The sequence below is a fragment of the Paraburkholderia phenazinium genome (assembly GCF_900100735.1).
Classification (GTDB): Bacteria; Pseudomonadota; Gammaproteobacteria; order Burkholderiales; family Burkholderiaceae; genus Paraburkholderia; species Paraburkholderia phenazinia.
The window spans coordinates 13752-30141 of record NZ_FNCJ01000032.1 but is presented as its reverse complement, the minus strand read 5'-3'; the positions used below and the strand labels follow the sequence as shown (position 1 = coordinate 30141).

The 16390-nt window shown below is 62.5% G+C and carries 20 protein-coding genes; 8 read left to right on the top strand and 12 right to left on the bottom strand.

Going from position 1 to position 16390, the window contains the following annotated elements:
* Positions 1-107: 107 nt before the first annotated feature.
* Positions 108-983 (top strand): LysR substrate-binding domain-containing protein, encoded by an 876-nt coding sequence (locus BLQ92_RS37160; RefSeq protein WP_090695667.1) that lies wholly within the window; start codon positions 108-110, stop codon positions 981-983.
* 38 nt (positions 984-1021) lie between these two features.
* Here BLQ92_RS37160 and BLQ92_RS37155 read toward each other — a convergent pair whose 3' ends face one another.
* Positions 1022-2101 (bottom strand): calcium:cation antiporter, encoded by a 1080-nt coding sequence (locus BLQ92_RS37155; RefSeq protein WP_090695615.1) that lies wholly within the window; start codon positions 2099-2101, stop codon positions 1022-1024.
* 123 nt (positions 2102-2224) lie between these two features.
* On the opposite strand from BLQ92_RS37155, the gene BLQ92_RS37150 reads away from it, so the two are divergent.
* On the top strand, positions 2225-3379 hold the full coding sequence (locus BLQ92_RS37150) for an acyl-CoA dehydrogenase family protein (protein ID WP_090695614.1): 1155 nt from the start codon (positions 2225-2227) through the stop codon (positions 3377-3379).
* Positions 3380-3513: 134 nt separating this feature from the next.
* On the opposite strand, the gene BLQ92_RS37145 is transcribed toward BLQ92_RS37150, so the two are convergent.
* Complete coding sequence (locus BLQ92_RS37145; RefSeq protein WP_090695612.1) at positions 3514-3870, bottom strand: BON domain-containing protein; 357 nt, start codon at positions 3868-3870, stop codon at positions 3514-3516.
* Between the two features lie 352 nt (positions 3871-4222).
* On the opposite strand from BLQ92_RS37145, the gene BLQ92_RS37140 reads away from it, so the two are divergent.
* Entirely contained in the window at positions 4223-4849 is a 627-nt protein-coding gene (locus tag BLQ92_RS37140; protein WP_090695610.1) for a DNA-3-methyladenine glycosylase, read from the top strand.
* A gap of 275 nt (positions 4850-5124) precedes the next feature.
* Complete coding sequence (locus tag BLQ92_RS37135; protein ID WP_090695607.1) at positions 5125-5481, top strand: DUF4148 domain-containing protein; 357 nt, start codon at positions 5125-5127, stop codon at positions 5479-5481.
* Positions 5482-5751: 270 nt separating this feature from the next.
* Here the strand turns inward: BLQ92_RS37135 and BLQ92_RS37130 are convergent, their stop codons facing one another.
* Positions 5752-6192 carry a CBS domain-containing protein gene (locus BLQ92_RS37130; protein WP_090695604.1) on the bottom strand — a complete coding sequence of 147 codons (441 nt, stop codon included), beginning with the start codon at positions 6190-6192 and terminating at the stop codon, positions 5752-5754.
* 281 nt (positions 6193-6473) lie between these two features.
* On the opposite strand from BLQ92_RS37130, the gene ribA reads away from it, so the two are divergent.
* Positions 6474-7121, top strand: a complete 648-nt coding sequence (gene ribA / locus BLQ92_RS37125; protein ID WP_090695602.1) for a GTP cyclohydrolase II — start codon at positions 6474-6476, stop codon at positions 7119-7121.
* A gap of 48 nt (positions 7122-7169) precedes the next feature.
* Here ribA and mprA read toward each other — a convergent pair whose 3' ends face one another.
* Positions 7170-7391 (bottom strand): MprA protease, GlyGly-CTERM protein-sorting domain-containing form, encoded by a 222-nt coding sequence (mprA, locus tag BLQ92_RS37120; RefSeq protein ID WP_090695599.1) that lies wholly within the window; start codon positions 7389-7391, stop codon positions 7170-7172.
* A gap of 34 nt (positions 7392-7425) precedes the next feature.
* Positions 7426-8325 (bottom strand): NmrA family NAD(P)-binding protein, encoded by a 900-nt coding sequence (locus BLQ92_RS37115; RefSeq protein WP_090695597.1) that lies wholly within the window; start codon positions 8323-8325, stop codon positions 7426-7428.
* 223 nt (positions 8326-8548) lie between these two features.
* Here BLQ92_RS37115 and BLQ92_RS37110 point away from each other — a divergent pair, with 223 nt between their 5' ends.
* The 3 genes from BLQ92_RS37110 (at position 8549) to BLQ92_RS37100 (ending at position 11708) form a co-directional block, all read left to right on the top strand.
* Positions 8549-9436 carry an AraC family transcriptional regulator gene (locus tag BLQ92_RS37110; RefSeq protein ID WP_090695596.1) on the top strand — a complete coding sequence of 296 codons (888 nt, stop codon included), beginning with the start codon at positions 8549-8551 and terminating at the stop codon, positions 9434-9436.
* Positions 9437-9597: 161 nt separating this feature from the next.
* The gene (locus BLQ92_RS37105) at positions 9598-10893 is read left to right on the top strand and encodes an MASE1 domain-containing protein (RefSeq protein WP_090695594.1); all 1296 of its coding nucleotides are present in this window, start codon (positions 9598-9600) and stop codon (positions 10891-10893) included.
* A gap of 2 nt (positions 10894-10895) precedes the next feature.
* On the top strand, positions 10896-11708 hold the full coding sequence (locus BLQ92_RS37100) for an alpha/beta hydrolase (RefSeq protein WP_090695665.1): 813 nt from the start codon (positions 10896-10898) through the stop codon (positions 11706-11708).
* Here the strand turns inward: BLQ92_RS37100 and BLQ92_RS39745 are convergent.
* The 7 genes from BLQ92_RS39745 to BLQ92_RS37070 are packed head-to-tail and all read right to left on the bottom strand — an operon-like array spanning position 11705 to position 16386.
* Entirely contained in the window at positions 11705-12073 is a 369-nt protein-coding gene (locus BLQ92_RS39745) for a hypothetical protein (RefSeq protein WP_143016743.1), read from the bottom strand. The genes BLQ92_RS37100 and BLQ92_RS39745 overlap by 4 nt on opposite strands.
* Before the next feature lie 4 nt (positions 12074-12077).
* Positions 12078-12866 carry a sigma-70 family RNA polymerase sigma factor gene (locus BLQ92_RS37095; protein WP_244106593.1) on the bottom strand — a complete coding sequence of 263 codons (789 nt, stop codon included), beginning with the start codon at positions 12864-12866 and terminating at the stop codon, positions 12078-12080.
* Complete coding sequence (fliP, locus tag BLQ92_RS37090; protein WP_090695592.1) at positions 12863-13657, bottom strand: flagellar type III secretion system pore protein FliP; 795 nt, start codon at positions 13655-13657, stop codon at positions 12863-12865. Before fliP ends, BLQ92_RS37095 begins: the two co-directional genes overlap by 4 nt.
* The gene (locus BLQ92_RS37085; protein ID WP_090695590.1) at positions 13654-14037 is read right to left on the bottom strand and encodes a flagellar biosynthetic protein FliO; all 384 of its coding nucleotides are present in this window, start codon (positions 14035-14037) and stop codon (positions 13654-13656) included. Before BLQ92_RS37085 ends, fliP begins: the two co-directional genes overlap by 4 nt.
* Positions 14034-14327, bottom strand: coding sequence for a flagellar motor switch protein FliN (gene fliN, locus BLQ92_RS37080; protein WP_090695588.1), 294 nt, complete (start codon positions 14325-14327; stop codon positions 14034-14036). The genes BLQ92_RS37085 and fliN overlap by 4 nt, the downstream gene beginning before the upstream one ends.
* Positions 14328-14359: 32 nt before the next feature.
* The gene (locus tag BLQ92_RS37075) at positions 14360-15196 is read right to left on the bottom strand and encodes a FliM/FliN family flagellar motor C-terminal domain-containing protein (protein WP_090695586.1); all 837 of its coding nucleotides are present in this window, start codon (positions 15194-15196) and stop codon (positions 14360-14362) included.
* Entirely contained in the window at positions 15193-16386 is a 1194-nt protein-coding gene (locus BLQ92_RS37070) for a flagellar hook protein FlgE (protein WP_090695584.1), read from the bottom strand. The genes BLQ92_RS37075 and BLQ92_RS37070 overlap by 4 nt, the downstream gene beginning before the upstream one ends.
* Positions 16387-16390 lie beyond the last annotated feature (4 nt).

Genomic DNA, 16390 nt, shown 5'->3' with positions numbered 1-16390 from the left:
GCACGGTTTTTTGATCGCTTATGCTGGATGCTTATGGGGCGTAAGCGGCCTTCAGGCCAGCCGCCCTTGCGATGCATTTTTCTGATACCTGGAACCTGGACGGCGCCATGCGACGACTTCCCCCGCTAAACGCGCTGCAGATCTTCGAGACCGTCGCGCGGCATCGCAGCTTCACGCGTGCCGCGGATCACCTGTGCCTGACCCAGGGCGCGGTCAGCCGGCAGATTCTGGCGCTCGAGGACTACTATAAGTTTCCGCTCTTCAAGCGTCACGCGAAGGGTCTCACGCTGACGGCGGAGGGCGAGTTGTTATTGCCGGCGGTGAAGGAGAGCTTCGCGCGCATCGAAGAGATTTCCCTGCGCCTCACCCGTCAGCGCACCGATCTGGCCTTGAAAGTGCCGACCTGCGTGATGCGCTGGATGCTGCCGAAGATCATGCAGTTTCAGGCGGAGTACCCCGACCTGCATGTGCAGATCACCACCACCTGGCAGCATGACGTGGACTTCCAGAGCGAACCGTTCGACGCCGCGATCATCTACGGTTCGTCGCCGGGTGTCGACGTGCAGGCTGTGCCGCTTTTCGAAGAGCGCCTGACGCCGGTCTGCGCGCCCGAGTTGCTCCATCGCAAGCCGCTCGAGAGCGTCGCGGATCTGGCCCATCACACGTTGCTGCATCCCACGCGCGACCACCGCGACTGGAGGATGTGGCTCGATCACGTCGAGGCCCGCGAGATCGACGCCGGTCATGGTCCCAGCTTCGATACGCTCGATCTCGCCACGAACGCGGCGCTACAAGGCTTCGGCGTGGCGATCAGCGACCTTGCGCTGGTCGACGAGGACGTCGCGGCCAAGCGCCTTGTGCGCCCCTTCGATACGGTGTTGACGACCGGATCGCGCTACTACTTCGTTTATCCGGACTGTGTCGCGCATCAGCAGAAGGTCAACCTGTTCCGCGAATGGATCGCGGAACGTTGGACCGAGTGAGGGGGCGACGCGCGTCGCCCGCTCGTTGACTCAATCCATCACGGGGCGAACGAGAGAAACAGATAGGTGGCAAACAGCGACAGGTGCACGACGCCTTGCAGGATGGTCGTGCGCCCGCTGCTGAGCGTGAGCGTGCCGACCAGCAGCGTAAGGATCAGCAGGACGGTCTCCTTGCCGTCGATGCCGAGCACCAGCGGCTGGCCGGTCCACAGAAACACCGCGGCGACCGTCGGAATCGTCAAGCCGATACTGGCGAGCGCCGAGCCGAGCGCGAGATTCAAACTGTTTTGCAGGCGGTCGGCGCGCGCTGCGCGCACCGCGGCGAGTCCCTCGGGCAACAGCACCAGCGCCGCAATCACGATGCCCACCACGGCAGGCGGCGCGCCCATGTTTTGCACCGCCGTTTCGACGGTAGGCGACAACAGTTTGGCGAGCAAGACCACGGCCACCAGACATACCAGCAAAAGCGCTGCGCTGAGCAATGCCTGGGTGGCGGTAGGCGGCGCAGCGTGCACGCTTTCATCGGGCGTTGCGGCCAGAAAATAGTCGCGATGGCGCACCGTCTGCACGAACACGAAGACGCCGTACAGCACCAGCGACGACACCCCCGCGAACGCCAGTTGCGACGACGTCAGCAGCGGACCTGCCCGGGTGGTGGTGAAATTCGGCATCACCAGCGTCAATACCGAGAGCGAGGCCAGCACCGCCAGCGTGGCAGCCGCGCCGCGCGCCTGGAAGTCCTGTTCGCGGTGACGGATGCCGCCCACCAGCAAACAGATGCCGACAATGCCGTTGCAGACGATCATCACCGCGGCGAACACCGTGTCGCGTGCAAGGCCGGCTTTCTCCGGACCGGAGGTGAGCATCACCGAGACGATCAGCGCGACCTCGATCACCGTCACCGCGACCGCCAGCACCAAGGTGCCGAATGGCTCGCCGACCCGGTGCGCCACCACCTCCGCGTGATGGACGGCGGCGAATACGGCGCCGGCCAACGCCACACCGACAAGCGCCAGGATGAAGCCATAGCCTGGCAGGGCAAACGCGGCGCCCAGAATCACCCAGGCGGCGATGGGCATTCCAATGGTCCAGCGGGGTAGCACGGTCGATGTCGTCATCCAGTCGTTCCTTGTTCGATGCGCGTCAATTCAAGTTCAAGCATTGAATCAGGAAAACGCGCTAGTACATTAAACTATAACGAATATGTATCGATAGCGAATGCAAGTTTTCAAGGAGACGTTGTGATTCGAAGCCAGGAAACCCTGAATCTGCTGCTCGACAGCATTATCCGGTTCGTGCGTGAACGTCTGGTGCCGAATGAAGAGATCGTCGCCGAAACCGATCAGATTCCCGCAGCGCTGTTGCAGGAAATGAAGGACCTCGGCCTGTTCGGCTTATGCCTTCCCGAAGAATACGGCGGCCTCGGCTTGACCATGGAAGAAGAAGTGCTGGCTGCCATGGAGCTCGGCAAGACCTCGCCGGCGTTTCGTTCGGCGATCGGCAGCAACAATGGTATCGGCTCGACCGGTATTGTCATCGACGGCACGCCGGCGCAGAAGGAGAAGTATCTGCCGCGGCTCGCCTCGGGCGAACTGATCGGCTCGTTTTGCCTCACCGAGCCGGAGGCCGGTTCGGACGCGGCATCGCTCAGAACCACGGCCGTGCGTGACGGCGATCACTACGTGCTGAACGGCGCCAAACGCTTCATCACCAACGCGCCCGAGGCGGGGCTTTTCACCGTGATGGCGCGCACCGATCCCACCGCGAAAGGCGCCGGTGCGATCTCCGCGTTCGTGGTCGAAGCCGGCACGCCGGGGCTGTCGCTGGGCAAGATCGACCGCAAGATGGGTCAGAAGGGCGCGCATACCTGCGACGTGATCTTCGACAACTGCCGCGTGCCGGTGGCGAATCTGATCGGCGAGAAAGAGGGCGTCGGCTTCAAGACCGCCATGAAGGTGCTCGACAAGGGGCGCCTGCATATCGCCGCGGTGGCCACAGGCGCCGCCGAACGCATGCTCGCCGACGCGTTGCGTTATGCAATGGAGCGCAAGCAGTTCGGCAAGCCGATCGTCGAATTCGAACTAATCCAGGCGATGCTGGCCGATAGCCAGGCGGAGATCTACGCCTCACGCTGCATGATCCTCGACGCGGCGCGCCGTCGCGATGCAGGCGAGCGGGTTACGAGCGAATCCTCATGCGCGAAGATGTTTGCGACGGAAATGTGCGGACGGGTGGCCGATCGTGCGGTGCAGATTTTTGGCGGCGCAGGTTATATGAGCGAGTACGGAATCGAGCGGTTCTATCGCGACGTGCGCCTGTTCCGGATTTACGAAGGCACCACGCAAATCCAGCAGATTGTGATTGCGCGTGAGATGCAGCGCAGTTTCGAGGGTTGAAAAATCCTGAGGGCCTGACGACTGGGTTTGACGATAGGGCTTGGCAAATTAAACGGGCCCAACCCTGAGCGATCCAGGGTTGGGCCCGGTCTGATGCGCTATTGGCCTGCCTGGTGGCGAGGCCAATGGCCAGGTTACTGACCGATCGCGCGGATCGTCAGTGCGTTCTTCACCGACGTCACGCCAGCCACACCTTGAGCCGCTTGCGTAGCCAGATCGACTTGCGGTTGCTCCGGCACCGAACCTTCCAACGTCACGGCGCCGCTGCGTGCACGAACCGTGATGTTGGTCACGCTCAGGCCCTTCGTCTTGGACAGCGTCTTACGCACGCTGCGTTCCAGAGCGCGGTTGGAGGCCTTGGTCGCCTTTGCGCTCGGGGCAGCCATCGTGCCCGATGCTGCCATTGCATCGCTGCTTTGTGCATAGGCGTTGAGAGATGCCGCGACGATGAGTGCACCACCGATAAGCTTGATTGCCTGGAATGCTTTCATTCAACTTTCTCCTGTTGTCATGATTCATCACGGTTCCGGACGGAAACCGCAGGATTGCACCAACGGGTACTTCGGGATCAAATCTGAGTGAAACGATGCTGCGAGCGATGCAAACCTGTCTGCTGATCAAGCGGGCCGAGGCACGCGCAGGCCGGCAAGGGCTGTGCTACTGGCCGGACTGTAACAATACTCCACTTGAAAGAATTTTGAACGCAGCCGTACAGCGGAATGCTGCTTTGGCACAACGGATTGACTTGACACGCCAACATAGAGACAGTCATTGCACGGTATTGCCACCTTGTAGCCGTAGAACAAACGCCCGTGGGAGACAACTTTGTTGCCGCATAACGCCATGACTTCTGCGTTGCTGCCTATCCTGCCGCTGCGGCGTGACGATCTGCCGGTCGATACCGTCGAGCTGGCCCGTTACATGGTGGGCAAGTATCTCGTGCACGACCTCCCCGAAGGACGCATCAGCGGCCGGATCGTCGAGACCGAAGCCTATCCGCTCGGCGATTCCACCAGTCATGCGTTTGGGGGGCTGCGCAGCTACAACGCCTCGATGTTTCTGGCGCGAGGCCATGCCTACGTGCGGCTCACCTACGGCGTGTCAATCATGCTGAATATGTCGAGCGAAGCGGAAGGCACGGGCGCCGGCATCCTGATTCGCGCGCTTGAACCGCTCGAAGGTCTTCCACTCATGGAGGCGCGTCGTCCTGGTGTCAAACCGCGCGACCTCGCACGTGGACCGGGCCGCCTCACGCAAGCGTTCGGCATTACGCAAGCGTTCGACGGACGGGATCTGTGTACCGGCCGCGATCTATGGATCGGCCGGATCGAGGGCAGGGACGGGCCGATTGGCGTCGGCCGGCGCATCGGCCTGTCGCGCGAAATGCACCAGCCATTGCGCTTCTACGAACCGGGCAGCCCCTTCGTCAGCGGGCCGCGCAAGCTGCTCCTGACGCGTGCCATCCTGTGACCCTGGTCGACAGAGGTTTCGGCAAGAGCGACCGGTTTAGGGAGTCTTTGCTTAACGGTCCGCCTTCAAAGCTTACGAAACGAGTAATTGCTACGCTAAAGCTGACAGGTCGAGCGTATTTGCTTCAAGTTCCCTGATGACCCTTGCGAATCTCGCAATTATGTATCTCGTAATTAAGGGTTTTCCCTTGGGGTTGTGCTGACTAGACTGGAATCACTCGCTTCCCACACGGTGTGCCAAGCGAAGCCAAAAAACCAAGTCTGGAGGTCAACATCATGAAGTCGCTCATTCAAGCTGTCGCTATTGCCGCACTGCTCGCGGCGCCGGTTGCCTCGTTCGCCCAAGCCGCGGACACGAACCAGCAGCCCATCACACGTGCTGAAGTCAAGAATCAACTGATCCAGCTGGAACAGGCCGGCTACAACCCTGCCAGCGCCAATGACGCCACCTATCCGGCTGACATCCAGGCCGCTGAACAGCGCGTTCAGGCACAAAACCCGCCGGTTGCGCAAAACAGCGTTGCGGATACGAGCGGCTACGGCCCGTCGACGAGCGGCTCGTCGGCCTCGGGTTCGATGCAACCGACCCAGCCTCTACGGGCGAACCAAAGCATCTACTTTGGCGGCCAGTAAGCGGACCAACGCTCAGGGAGCCCGCACCCGAGCCGGTTAGTGCGGGAGTAAGCCAGGCGTGCGCACCGGGTGGTGCGCCACGCGACCAGGCAGAGCGGGGCGTCGCCGCATTTCATGCGAGCCGCATAACCGCTGCCACGAAATTCAGGAACCTCCGCTGCCGCAAGGTAGCTTCGCCCAACCCTTTGCGGGCTTGGGCTCTTTTTGCGTCTGCAGCCGTGGCGGCGAAGATGGCTTGCTGGGTCGTCTGAGCAGCCGGTCAGACGGCGCTCAGGGGTGCTCGCCAGTAATGTAGAACTCGAGCTGCTGGATGGTGAACTGCTGCTCGGCGATGATGTTCTTGACCAGGTCGCCGATCGATACCATTCCCACCAGCTTGTCCTGATCGATCACCGGCAGGTGGCGCATGCGCCGCTCGGTCATCAGCGCCATGCATTCGTCGGTGGTCTGGGTGAGATGCACGAAGCGCACGGCCTTGCTCATGATGTCGCGCACCGGCGTGGCCTTGGACGAACGGTCCATCAGCACGACCTTGCGGGCATAGTCGCGCTCTGTGATGATGCCGGCGATGCTGTCGCCATCGGTCACCACCAGCGCGCCGATCTGCTTGTCCGCCATCAGTTTGATCGCGTTGTAGACAGAGTCTTCGGCCGCAACCGTGTAGACGTCTTGACTCGGTTTCGATTTGAGAAGTTGCGCAACGCTAGTCATGGAGCGGCTCCGTATCGCAGTGCAGCACGCCGGTATCTGACGTGCGGTCGTAGAGGACAGGCGTTTCCAGTATAGGCCGCAGCCGCCCGCCAGACACGCATGGGCAAATACCTGGTGGCACACTTCTGGTAAAAGGCATAGCGAACGGAGTCAATTACGCCTCCCGCGTACTGCGCCGTGTACGGGCTTGCAGGTGCGCCACGCCGATTAGCGGTAAACTCCAGTTCCATACTTTATCCCCGGTTGTTCACGGGTTCATGTCAGTGCCTTTGCCTATCGCCATGCTCACGCCTCACGATCCGTCGAACGCAGACGGCCAACATAACGGTGAATGCGTCGTTCTCGACGCGGTCGCCACGCTTCCCACCCGTTACGGCACGTTCACGTCTTATGTTTTTCGCGTTTGCGACAGTGGCGCCGAGCATCTGGCGCTTGTGATGGGCGACGTCGCCAGCAGCGAACCGGTGCTCACGCGCCTGCATTCGGAATGCCTGACCGGCGACGTGCTCGGCTCGTACCGTTGCGACTGCGGCGAGCAACTCGATCTCGCGCTGCGCTATATCGCCGCCGAGGGTCGCGGCGTGCTGCTGTATCTGCGTGGCCATGAAGGGCGCGGCATCGGCCTGTCGAACAAGATCCGCGCCTATGCGCTGCAGGAGCAGGGGCGCGACACGGTTGAGGCCAATCTCGATCTCGGCTTGCCTGACGACTCGCGCGAATACGACTCGGCCGCCGGCATTCTGCGGACGCTGAAAGTCAGTTCGGTGAAGCTGATGAGCAACAATCCGAAGAAGTTCGACACCCTGTCGCAGCACGGCATTCCCGTGTGCGAGCGGGTAGCGCTGGCGATTCCGATGCGCGAGGAAAACGAGCGCTATATCCGTACCAAGCAGGTCAAGTTCGGGCATTACTTCGACGAAAACGAATAGGGTAGAACTCTATTCGTCCTGGATGTCGCAGTGCGGCCGTGCCGAGCATCAAAAGTAGATAAAGTCGTCGTTGCTATCAGGCAGCGCATTTAGCACTTGCCGGAGCTGATAGAAGCCGGCCAGTCCTGCCACGCTGAGCAAGACCGCAAGCCATAGCTGTCCCTTGCGTTTGACTCGTGTGTCTGCGGTGGGACTGCCGGTGGTCGGCTTCGCCAGGCTCGCTGATAGCGGTGGCGTTAAGTACATGCGCAGCAAAGGGCAGGTCGACATCGTTTTCTCCAGGTTGAACCGCGTCACCGCGCGCTTAGCTCGCGGCCGCTTCGACACGGGGCAGCAGCGCCGCCAGCACCTCCGCAAGTGCCGTGGTCCCGAAACGCCGCTCGCCGACACCCGCTTCGACATCGATGCGGCCGTTGTTGTGCGTCTCGTAGAGATCCGTGATCAACTGCGCGTGCTCGGCGCTGAGTCCGGCGCGCAGCAGCATCGGCGTCCATGCGTCGCGCGGCAGTTCATGCGCAACCACCTGGCGTCCGCTTAACTCGCCCAGCGTGCGGGCGACGTCGAGCGCGCTGATGCGCTGCGGTCCTTCGATGCTGACAATCCGGGGCGTGACCTCGCCGGCCGGATCGTGGTCGAGCAGCAGATCGGCGGCGAGCCGGCCCACATCCTGCGCGGCGACGCTCGGAAACCGCTTGGCAAGCGGATGATGCAGACTCGGCAGTACGCCTGCCTTCAGCGCACCCGCCATCACACGCCCCCAGTTCTGCATATGCTCCGCTGCGCGCAGGAAGGTCAGGTGGCTCTCCACCGGCTTTAACTGAGTCTCCAGGTAGTGAAACAACAGCGTGATGCCGGTGCCGCGATCCAGTTCCGCGCCATAGTCGGACAATGCGAGGAGCCGCGGTGGCGGATTGGCCCGCAACGCGCTCGCCGCGGTGGCGATCATGCGCCGCATCGATTCGGCGGGCTGAGGATCGGCGCGCGGTACCGGGCAGAGAATTTGGATCGCGTCTGCGCCCTCGATCGCGCTGGCGACCGAGGCCCGGTCGTTGAGGTCGGCTAACGCGATCTCGCAGCCGAGCTTTGCCAACTGCTCGCCCTGGTGCTCATGACGGACGACCGCGCGTACGGCGCAACCCGCCTCGCGTAGCCGGGCCGCTGTGACGCTGCCTGCATTGCCTGATGCTCCAAATATCACGAACACGTTGTGCTCCTTGTGGATAGAGTGTGGCCATCATAGGAGCGGTCACCCGGTAAGACGCGCATAGACGGATGGCCGTGAGCAGATCCGGATGATTGTTTTCGCACCGGCGGGTGACGATGGATGGGCGAAGCCGGACGACACGCTGCTTCAAGCACAATGAGCAACCTGCGCAAAAACACCGCACAATGCAGGCGACATCTGCCGCTACCCAGGAGGGCCCGCCATGAACGCTGTGATTCCGATCCCGACGCCGCACTCAGGCTCGCGCATCAGTTTGCGTACGAGCACCGGCCTCGGCTGGCAGGGCTTCGGCGCGGAGCTGGTCCAGGTGGCCGCAGGCGTGCATCGGATTCCGGCGCTGGCGCATCACCGGGTAGGGATTCACGTCAGCGCACCGGTCAAGGCACGCTGCCTGTGCAACGAGCGGCGCCACGCGCGCCTGCAGTCGCCGGGTGACACCGATGTGATTCCCGCAGGACTCGATGGTCAATGGGCCGACGAAGCCGACTGCACCATCTTCACCGTCTGGTTTGCCGACGCGTTCGCGCGCAGGACGTTCGAGCAGATGGAACTGCGCGGCAGCGAGGCGCAGATCCGTCCACAGTTTCAGATGCGCGATCCGCGCTTTCAGCATCTGGCGTGGGCCTTGCGCGCCGAGCTCGAAGCCGATGACGCGTCCGATCCGCTCTACGCGGAGAGCCTCGGCACGGCGATGCTCGTGCGTTTGATCGAAGGGGCGCCGGCGCTCGAGGGTAAGCGCCGTCAGCGGCTCGCGCCGCGCACGGCCGTGCGGCTGGTCGAGTTTGTCGAGAGTCATCTCGATCAGAGTCTCACGCTCACCGAACTAGCCGCGCTCGCCGGGCTGAGCGTGCCGCATTTCAAGGTGCTGTTCCGGGAGACGTTCGGGATGCCGGTGCATCAGTATGTCGTGCAGCGGCGTGTCGAGCGGGCGAGGGCGCTGTTGCTGCAAGGCGCGCTTAGCGCGAGCCAGGTGGCGCTCGAGACCGGCTTCGCGCACCAGAGCCATATGGCGCACTGGATGAACCGCCTGTTGGGGGTGACGCCACGGGAATTGGTGAGGAGCGGGGTGCCAGGTTTGCGCAGCGTTTAGCCGTCGCTCAGCCCGCGCGTGAGTCGCGAGTGAGTCGCGAGTGGGCGAGTCTTTATAATGGCGCCTTTTTGGCACCTGTTGCTCGCCTCGCCGGTCTTATCGCGGCGCACTCCCGCACGGCACTATCGTCATGCGCATGATGGGACTCTAGGATACTGTCGATGGCCACCTCACTCTCGAAGCCGAGACTCGTCACGCCGCTCCTGTGGGCGCTGCTGTACTTCGCGTGCGGCTACGTTTCGCACCAGCTCAATGGGCCCGTGCGCGGCACCGGTTATATCTGGTTGCCGGCGGGCGTCACCGTGGCGGCCTTCATGCTGCGGCCGGTGCGTCAATGGCTGCCGGTCTGCATTGCGTTCCTCGTCGCGCAACTCGCCTTGAGCGCCGTCGAGCAAGGCAACCTGTTCAACGCGCTCCTGTTCACCCTCGACGAAGTCGGCGCGGCGGCGCTCGCGGTCTGGCTCGTGCAACGCGTACGCTTTTCGCTCGAAGGCCTGTATTTCCTCCGCTCGGTGATCCTGTCCGCCACGCTCGCGGGCGTGCTGGGCGCCGTCGGCGGCGCGGCCTGGTACGCTCTTGTGAAAGGCGTGAGGTTCTGGGACGTCTGGACGGTCTGGGCGGCGTCGGACTTTGTCGGCGTGGTGCTCGTCACGCCGGTGCTGGCGTCGTGGTCGCGGTTCCGCGCCCATCGCTCCGGCGATCACGAGCGCTTCGACATCGTGCTAGGCATCGTCTCGTTCGTCTTGCTCGCCGTGCTCGCCATGCTGATTTTCGACGGCAATAGCGCCGCGAAATTCGGCATTGGCGTCGGCTTCGCGCTGACCTACATTCCGCTGTTCCTGACTGTGGTCGTGACGGTGCTGCTCGGTGGGCGCACCGGCTCGCTGTCGGTGCTGATGCTGGCGATCATCGTGATCCTGCAGACCGCGCAGGGCGACGGCGTGTTCGCGATGCTCGACGAACAGCGTGGCCGCTCGCTGCTGGAAGCGCAGCTCTATCTCGCGGTGGCGTCGCTGCTGGTGCTGACCGTCAGCACCCTCAAGACCACCCGCGAGCTGGTGCACAACCGCGCGGCGGTATTGCAGAACAACATGGAGCTCGCGCTTGCCAGCGCCGAGCAGGTGGCCTACGTGCTCGATCCGACCACTGGCCGGATCGAATGGAGCGGCGATGTTCAACTGGCCTTCGGCCAGGGCGCCGATGCCGCGCAGCTAGCCAGCGTGCCGCAGGTGCTCGAGCGCCTGTATCCGGACGATCGCGAGGCGCTGCACAACTACTGGAGCGCCGAAGCCGCGGGTGAGGATCGCGAAGCAGTGTCGTTGCGCATCGTGCAGCCGGGCGGCGGCACCCGCACGGTGATCGATCGCGGTGCGCCGCTGATGGATTCGAACGTCGACGTGACCGTGGTAGCCGGCGTCTGGCAAGTCGAACGATCCTACGTGGACGCAGACGTATGACCATGACCGGCCGGACCGGGGTTCTGCTGATCCATGGACTTGGCGGTACGCAATACGATCTCGGCTCGCTGCACAAGGCGTTCCGGCGTGCGGGTACCGAGGCGCACATGATTACGCTGCCGGGCCACGGTACACAGCCGGAGGACCTGATCGGCGTGCGGGCGGAAGCGTGGCTCGATGCCGTCACCGAGCAATACCGCGAACTGGAAAGCCAATACGACACGCTGCATGTCGCGGGCATGTGCATGGGGGCGCTCGTCGCGTTGCTGCTATGCCATCGCGTGGAGCATGCGCGTGGCAAGCTCGCGCTGCTGGCGGCGCCGGTGTTTATCGACGGGTGGTCGACGCCGTGGTATCGAGCGTTGCGTCATGTGCTGTACCACGTGCCGGGCATGGCGGAGCGGACCAAGGTGGAAGAGGGGGAGCCGTTCGGCCTGAAAAATCCGCTGATCCGCGCGATTGTGAAAAAGAAGTTCGAGCGCGGCGACAATTTTCACTATCCGTGGGTGCCGCTCGCGTGTGTGCGGCAGGTGGACCGGATGCGGGAGTGGGTGCGCACGGCTGCGCCTGCTACACGCTGTCCGACGTTGATCGTGCATGCGCGCGAGGATGAACTGACGAGCCTGCGCTCGGCGGAATTTCTGCAGAGTTCAATGCAAGATGCGCGCAGTGTGGTGGTCGAGAACAGCTATCACATGATTTGCGCGGATAACGACCGCGATCTGGTCGCGCATCATGTGCTGGAGTTCTTCGGCTTCGACCCTGTGCATGCGGCGAGCCCGGTGGCGCGGCGGCGGGCTCAGTCGGCGGTCTAGCTATCAATCAGCTTACGCAGCATTTCTCTCGTGTGCGGTTCCTCGTCCAGGCAGGCGCAGATCCAGTCGCTCATTTGCTGGAACGCGGGATCGTTAGTGAGGTCCGTGCCGAAATCGCGTAGCAGCAGGCCTTCCACGGCGACCCGAAACAATTGCCGCTCGTCTGCCACTCCCGCTGCGCGCAGTCGACCTATTTGCGTCCGGATAAGCTCTGGCCCACTGTCGGCTGCGGCTTGAGGCGAACTGCCCGGCTGCGGCGGCGCCCCAGATGTCCGGCGGCTCGATGAAGCTCGTTCCCGGCGTTGAGTTTTTTCGGCAAGCTGCTGACGTAGTAGCAGCATGACTTGATTGAGGTCGACGATCATGATCCTAACTCACGTTAAATAGATGCTGGGTTTCGCCGATATGGGTTCGCAACTCGAGGAGTGCGGCACGATGCAGTTGCGAAATGCGGCCCTTGGTCAATCCCAGGATATCGGCGATCTGCTCGAATCCCAGTCCGTGGAAGTAGTGGTAGCGAATGATCTTCTGGTCGCGCTGGGCAAGGCGGTCAACCGCGCTGTGCAGCCGTTCTCTCGTCTGACGCCACGCAATCGTCTGATAGGCGTTTCCGTAAGGCGTCGGTATGGCGGTCTGCGCTTCGACGAGGCCGGTATCGTCGAGCAGGAACCCGATCGCCAGCCCCACTGCGATCGAGGCGAGCGTGTGAAAGGCGTCATCCGGGCGGCCACGGCTTTCTGGCTCCGGCTCCAGCTCCAGCGAGGTGAGCCGTTCGCAGCGCAGGCGCCGCTGCAACGATACCTGCTCCTGACCATCGCTCAAACGGGTAATGCCGGCCAGCACACTGCCTTTGATCCTCGGCGTGCAGAACGTCTCGAACTTGACGCCGCGTTCCGGTTCGAAGCGGTCGATCGATTCAAGCAGTCCGATGCACGCCAATTGCAGGAAATCCTTGAATTCGACATCGTCGCGATGCCGTCCGGCATAGAGTTGGGCGGCAACCGCGCGTGCGTAGGGCAGGTAGTGCGCAAACACCGCCTCACGAGCGGACGCAGTGGCTTCGGATTCGAGGCGTGCCCACAACGCGCGCTCGAAGGTCGGCAGGGCGGTTTGATCGGTACCGTCCTGCGGCGCATCGAATTGCGCCGGAAGGCTCATTTGAAGCTTCCCAGTACGCCTCGCAACACCAGCCCCCACCCGTCCACCAGCACGAACATCAGTACCTTCAAGGGCAGGGATATTGTTGCCGGCGGTACCATCAACATCCCGAGCGAGAGCAGAACGCTTGAGACAACGAGATCGATCAGCAGAAACGGCAACAGCACCACGAAGCCAATCTGGAATGCGACCCGCAGTTCGTTCAGGATGAAGGCCGGCGTCAACTGCAGCAGACTGACCTCGGCGGGCGTTTGCGGCAACGGCTGGCGCGAGAGCTCGTACATCAGTTTGAGTTCGTCCTCGCGTACCTGACGCAACATGAAGTCGCGAATCGGCGCGCTGCTTCGGTCCAGTGCCTGTTCGAGCTGAAGCTGCCCATGCATGAATGGCTGCAGCGCATCCTGATTGATCGTCTGCAAGGTCGGCAGCATGGCGAACACGGTGAGGAACAGCGCGAGGCTAATGAGAACCGGTGTGGGGGGCGTCTCCGGCATGCCGAACGCGTGACGAATGATCGACAGGACAATGGCGATTCTGATGAATGCCGTCATCGAGACAATCAAGGCGGGCGCCACGCTCAACACCGTGAGTAGCGTGGCGATCCGGACCGTCTCAGACACACCTTTGCCGTCTTTGGCCAGGTCCTGGGCAGACCCCGACAGTGACAATGTCATGGTGTCGTTGCTTGATGAGATCTTGGCGGCGACCGGTGCCACATGAAAAGCCGCCCAGCCGAGCAACAAGGCGGTGACCCAGACGCGCAGCGGCGCGATTGCGCGGCGTGCGTTCATGATTTCGGCTCCGTGGCCGGACCGTCCTGTGCGTCTAGCAGTTTGATGCCACTTGCGTCCGAAGCGAGGAGCACCGTGCGGTTGCCATATTCGACCAGATGGAGCGAGGCGCGCGCACTGAGACGGGTAGATTCCACGACGCGAAGGCGCCGTGTGGCTGCTTCGGGCAACCATTTTCCGCTGATGCCGTGGCTGCGCCGAATCACGAAGATCGCGCCGATCCCCAAAGCAAGACAAAACGCCAGCGCGAGACCGGTGCGCAGCAGATCCACGCCGGCCAATGCCGAACCGGCTCCCATTGACGCTGCCAATCCGGTAGCCGCAGCGCTTGCCCCTGACGGCGCGTCCTGCAGCCACGATGTATGAATGACTGCGTTCATCGCTTGGCCGGCAGGTCCGTAATGCGAATGCCGAATTGCTCGCCGACCGCGACGATTTCGGCCTGGGCAATCTTGCGATTGTTTAGCAAAACATCGATGGCATCACCGAGATGACGGTCGAGTTCGACCACCGCTCCGGTCTGCAGCGCCATCAACTCCTTCAAACTGAGTTCGGCACATCCGAGATGGATGTCCACCTTGACCTTGACGTCGTCAAGCAATTCCAGCATGGGACGAACGGTATCCTTGTCATCGAGCGACGGCTGTTGTTCGGGAAGATCGACCCGCATCACGAGTGGTCTACGGGATGAAACATTTGAAGTCATGAAATATCAGGCCTCGTAATCGAGGTAAGTTGAAGCGAAAGTTTCCCCGCGCTTTGCCCTAGCTTGCCCATGGCAAGCGGGGTCCTGCGCGCGCGGTCGGGGCTGGCCAGCATGAGAGGCATCGGCTCGCCAAGCGGGCGATCCAGTGTGATGATGTCGCCGACACCCAAGGTGGCGAGCTGCGAGACGGTCAATTCGCACGAACCGAGGCTTGCCTCGATTGTCAGGTGCGTCCCTTCGACCGCTTCGGCACGGCTCGTGAGCGACGGTGACGGTGTGACTGGCCGGGCTGCATTGGCCGTGACCGGCAGGCAGCGCCACAGTGTTTCAGCGCCGCAGACGATCGACAGGAGGGGTTCGTCGTCAGGCGCCATCATGCGCAAGTGCGCCGCGCCGTAGGGAAGGCGCAGGGGAGCGGCTATATCGCGAGCAGATAGAGGCTCGACAATCTCCCCAGGGTCCAGCGCTAACGCTTCGCGAACGGTGGCGAACAGGGCATCGAGGAGCTTCGTCCGGATCTCGGCCAGCATGGCGGCGGCTGCAGGCTCGACCGGGACGAACGACTTCGGCAGATCGAGCGCGCGGTTGACGAGACCCGTGAGCGCGCGGGGAGCGGCGTGCAACCATACGTCCGATCCGAGCAACCAGCTTGACGAGGTGGCGGGCAAAGCGAACTCGCCTGCTGTGCCGATCAGCGAGAGGGGTTCGACCCGTGCAAGCGCCGTGGCAAACCATTGTTCCTGCCAGCCTCCGATTGCCTGGGTGAGACGGGTCCTGGCCGCATCGAGATCGCGCGAACCGAGCGGACGCCAGCGAATCGGTACGACCCTCACCCCTGACCTCGCATCTGGAACAACTGCATGATCATTTCGTTAGCGGCGCTCACCACTTGCGACGATGCCTGAAAGCCGCGCTGGATCAGGATGAGCTGCCCGAATTCGCTGGACAGATCGACATTGGAGGCTTCGCTTGCGCCGGCCTGCAACTGCCCGATCCCTCCACTGCCGCTCGCACGGAACTCGGGCGGCGAGGCGTGCGAGGCGTCGAACAATCCGTTGCCCATCTGGCGCAACTGCTGAGGATTCTTGAAGCTCGCAAGCGCAACCGTGCCGATGGTGTCGCTTTGTCCGTTCGAATACTGCAGAACCAGTTCGCCGTCGGTATTGATGCTCATCGAGGACAGCGTTCCGGTGCCGTAGCCGTCGCTCTTGGAGACGCGCAGCGTGGACGAGCTGCCCGCCGAAAATCCGGTTACGCCGGTCGAAAAATCGAGCGTGAACGTGAATGCCGGGGCGTCGGTGGGTTTGAGCGTCACATCGATCTTGTCGCGTCCGGGTTCGGGAATTCCGCCGTTGAACTGCAACGTCCCTTCCTGAACGGGCAAATTGTTTTCATCTGTGACGGTGACCTTCCAGCGTCCCGGCATGATGTCCGAGTCCGGCGCAAACGCAACGCTCAGGGTATGTTTGCCACCGTTGGCATCGTAGACGTCGATGTTGGGGACGGAAAAGCCGGTCGAGCCGGGTGACAGATTGTCGGTAAACTGAATGGACTGGGTCGCTTGCGGTGGGCTGATCTGCTTGCCTGCGAGCGAAATCGGGCCGAGGCTGCCGGAAGACGTCAAGGCTGCGAGTTTGAGTCCGGTGGCTTTTTCTTCGATAAAACCGTCGTCCCCGATCGCGAACTGTCCGGTGCGTGCGTAACGGGTAGTCGCTCCGTCGAGCAGCGAGAGAAACCCGTTACCCTGAATCGCGAGGTCGAGTTGACCGTTGCTCGCACGCAGATCGCCTTGGGCGAAGTTCAGGGACGAATAGCCGTACTCGACGCCGCTGCCGAACTGGCCGGTATTGGCCAAGCCAGGCGCGGCTTGCTGGAATTGCTGGCCATAGTAAAGATCCGCGAAGCGCGGTGTCGAGCTCTTGAACCCGGCGGTATTCAGGTTGGCGACGTTGTTGCTGATGGTTTGCAGGCCTTTCGAGTAAGCGGTCAGCCCGCTCATGCCGATATAGATGCTTTCTAGCATTTGC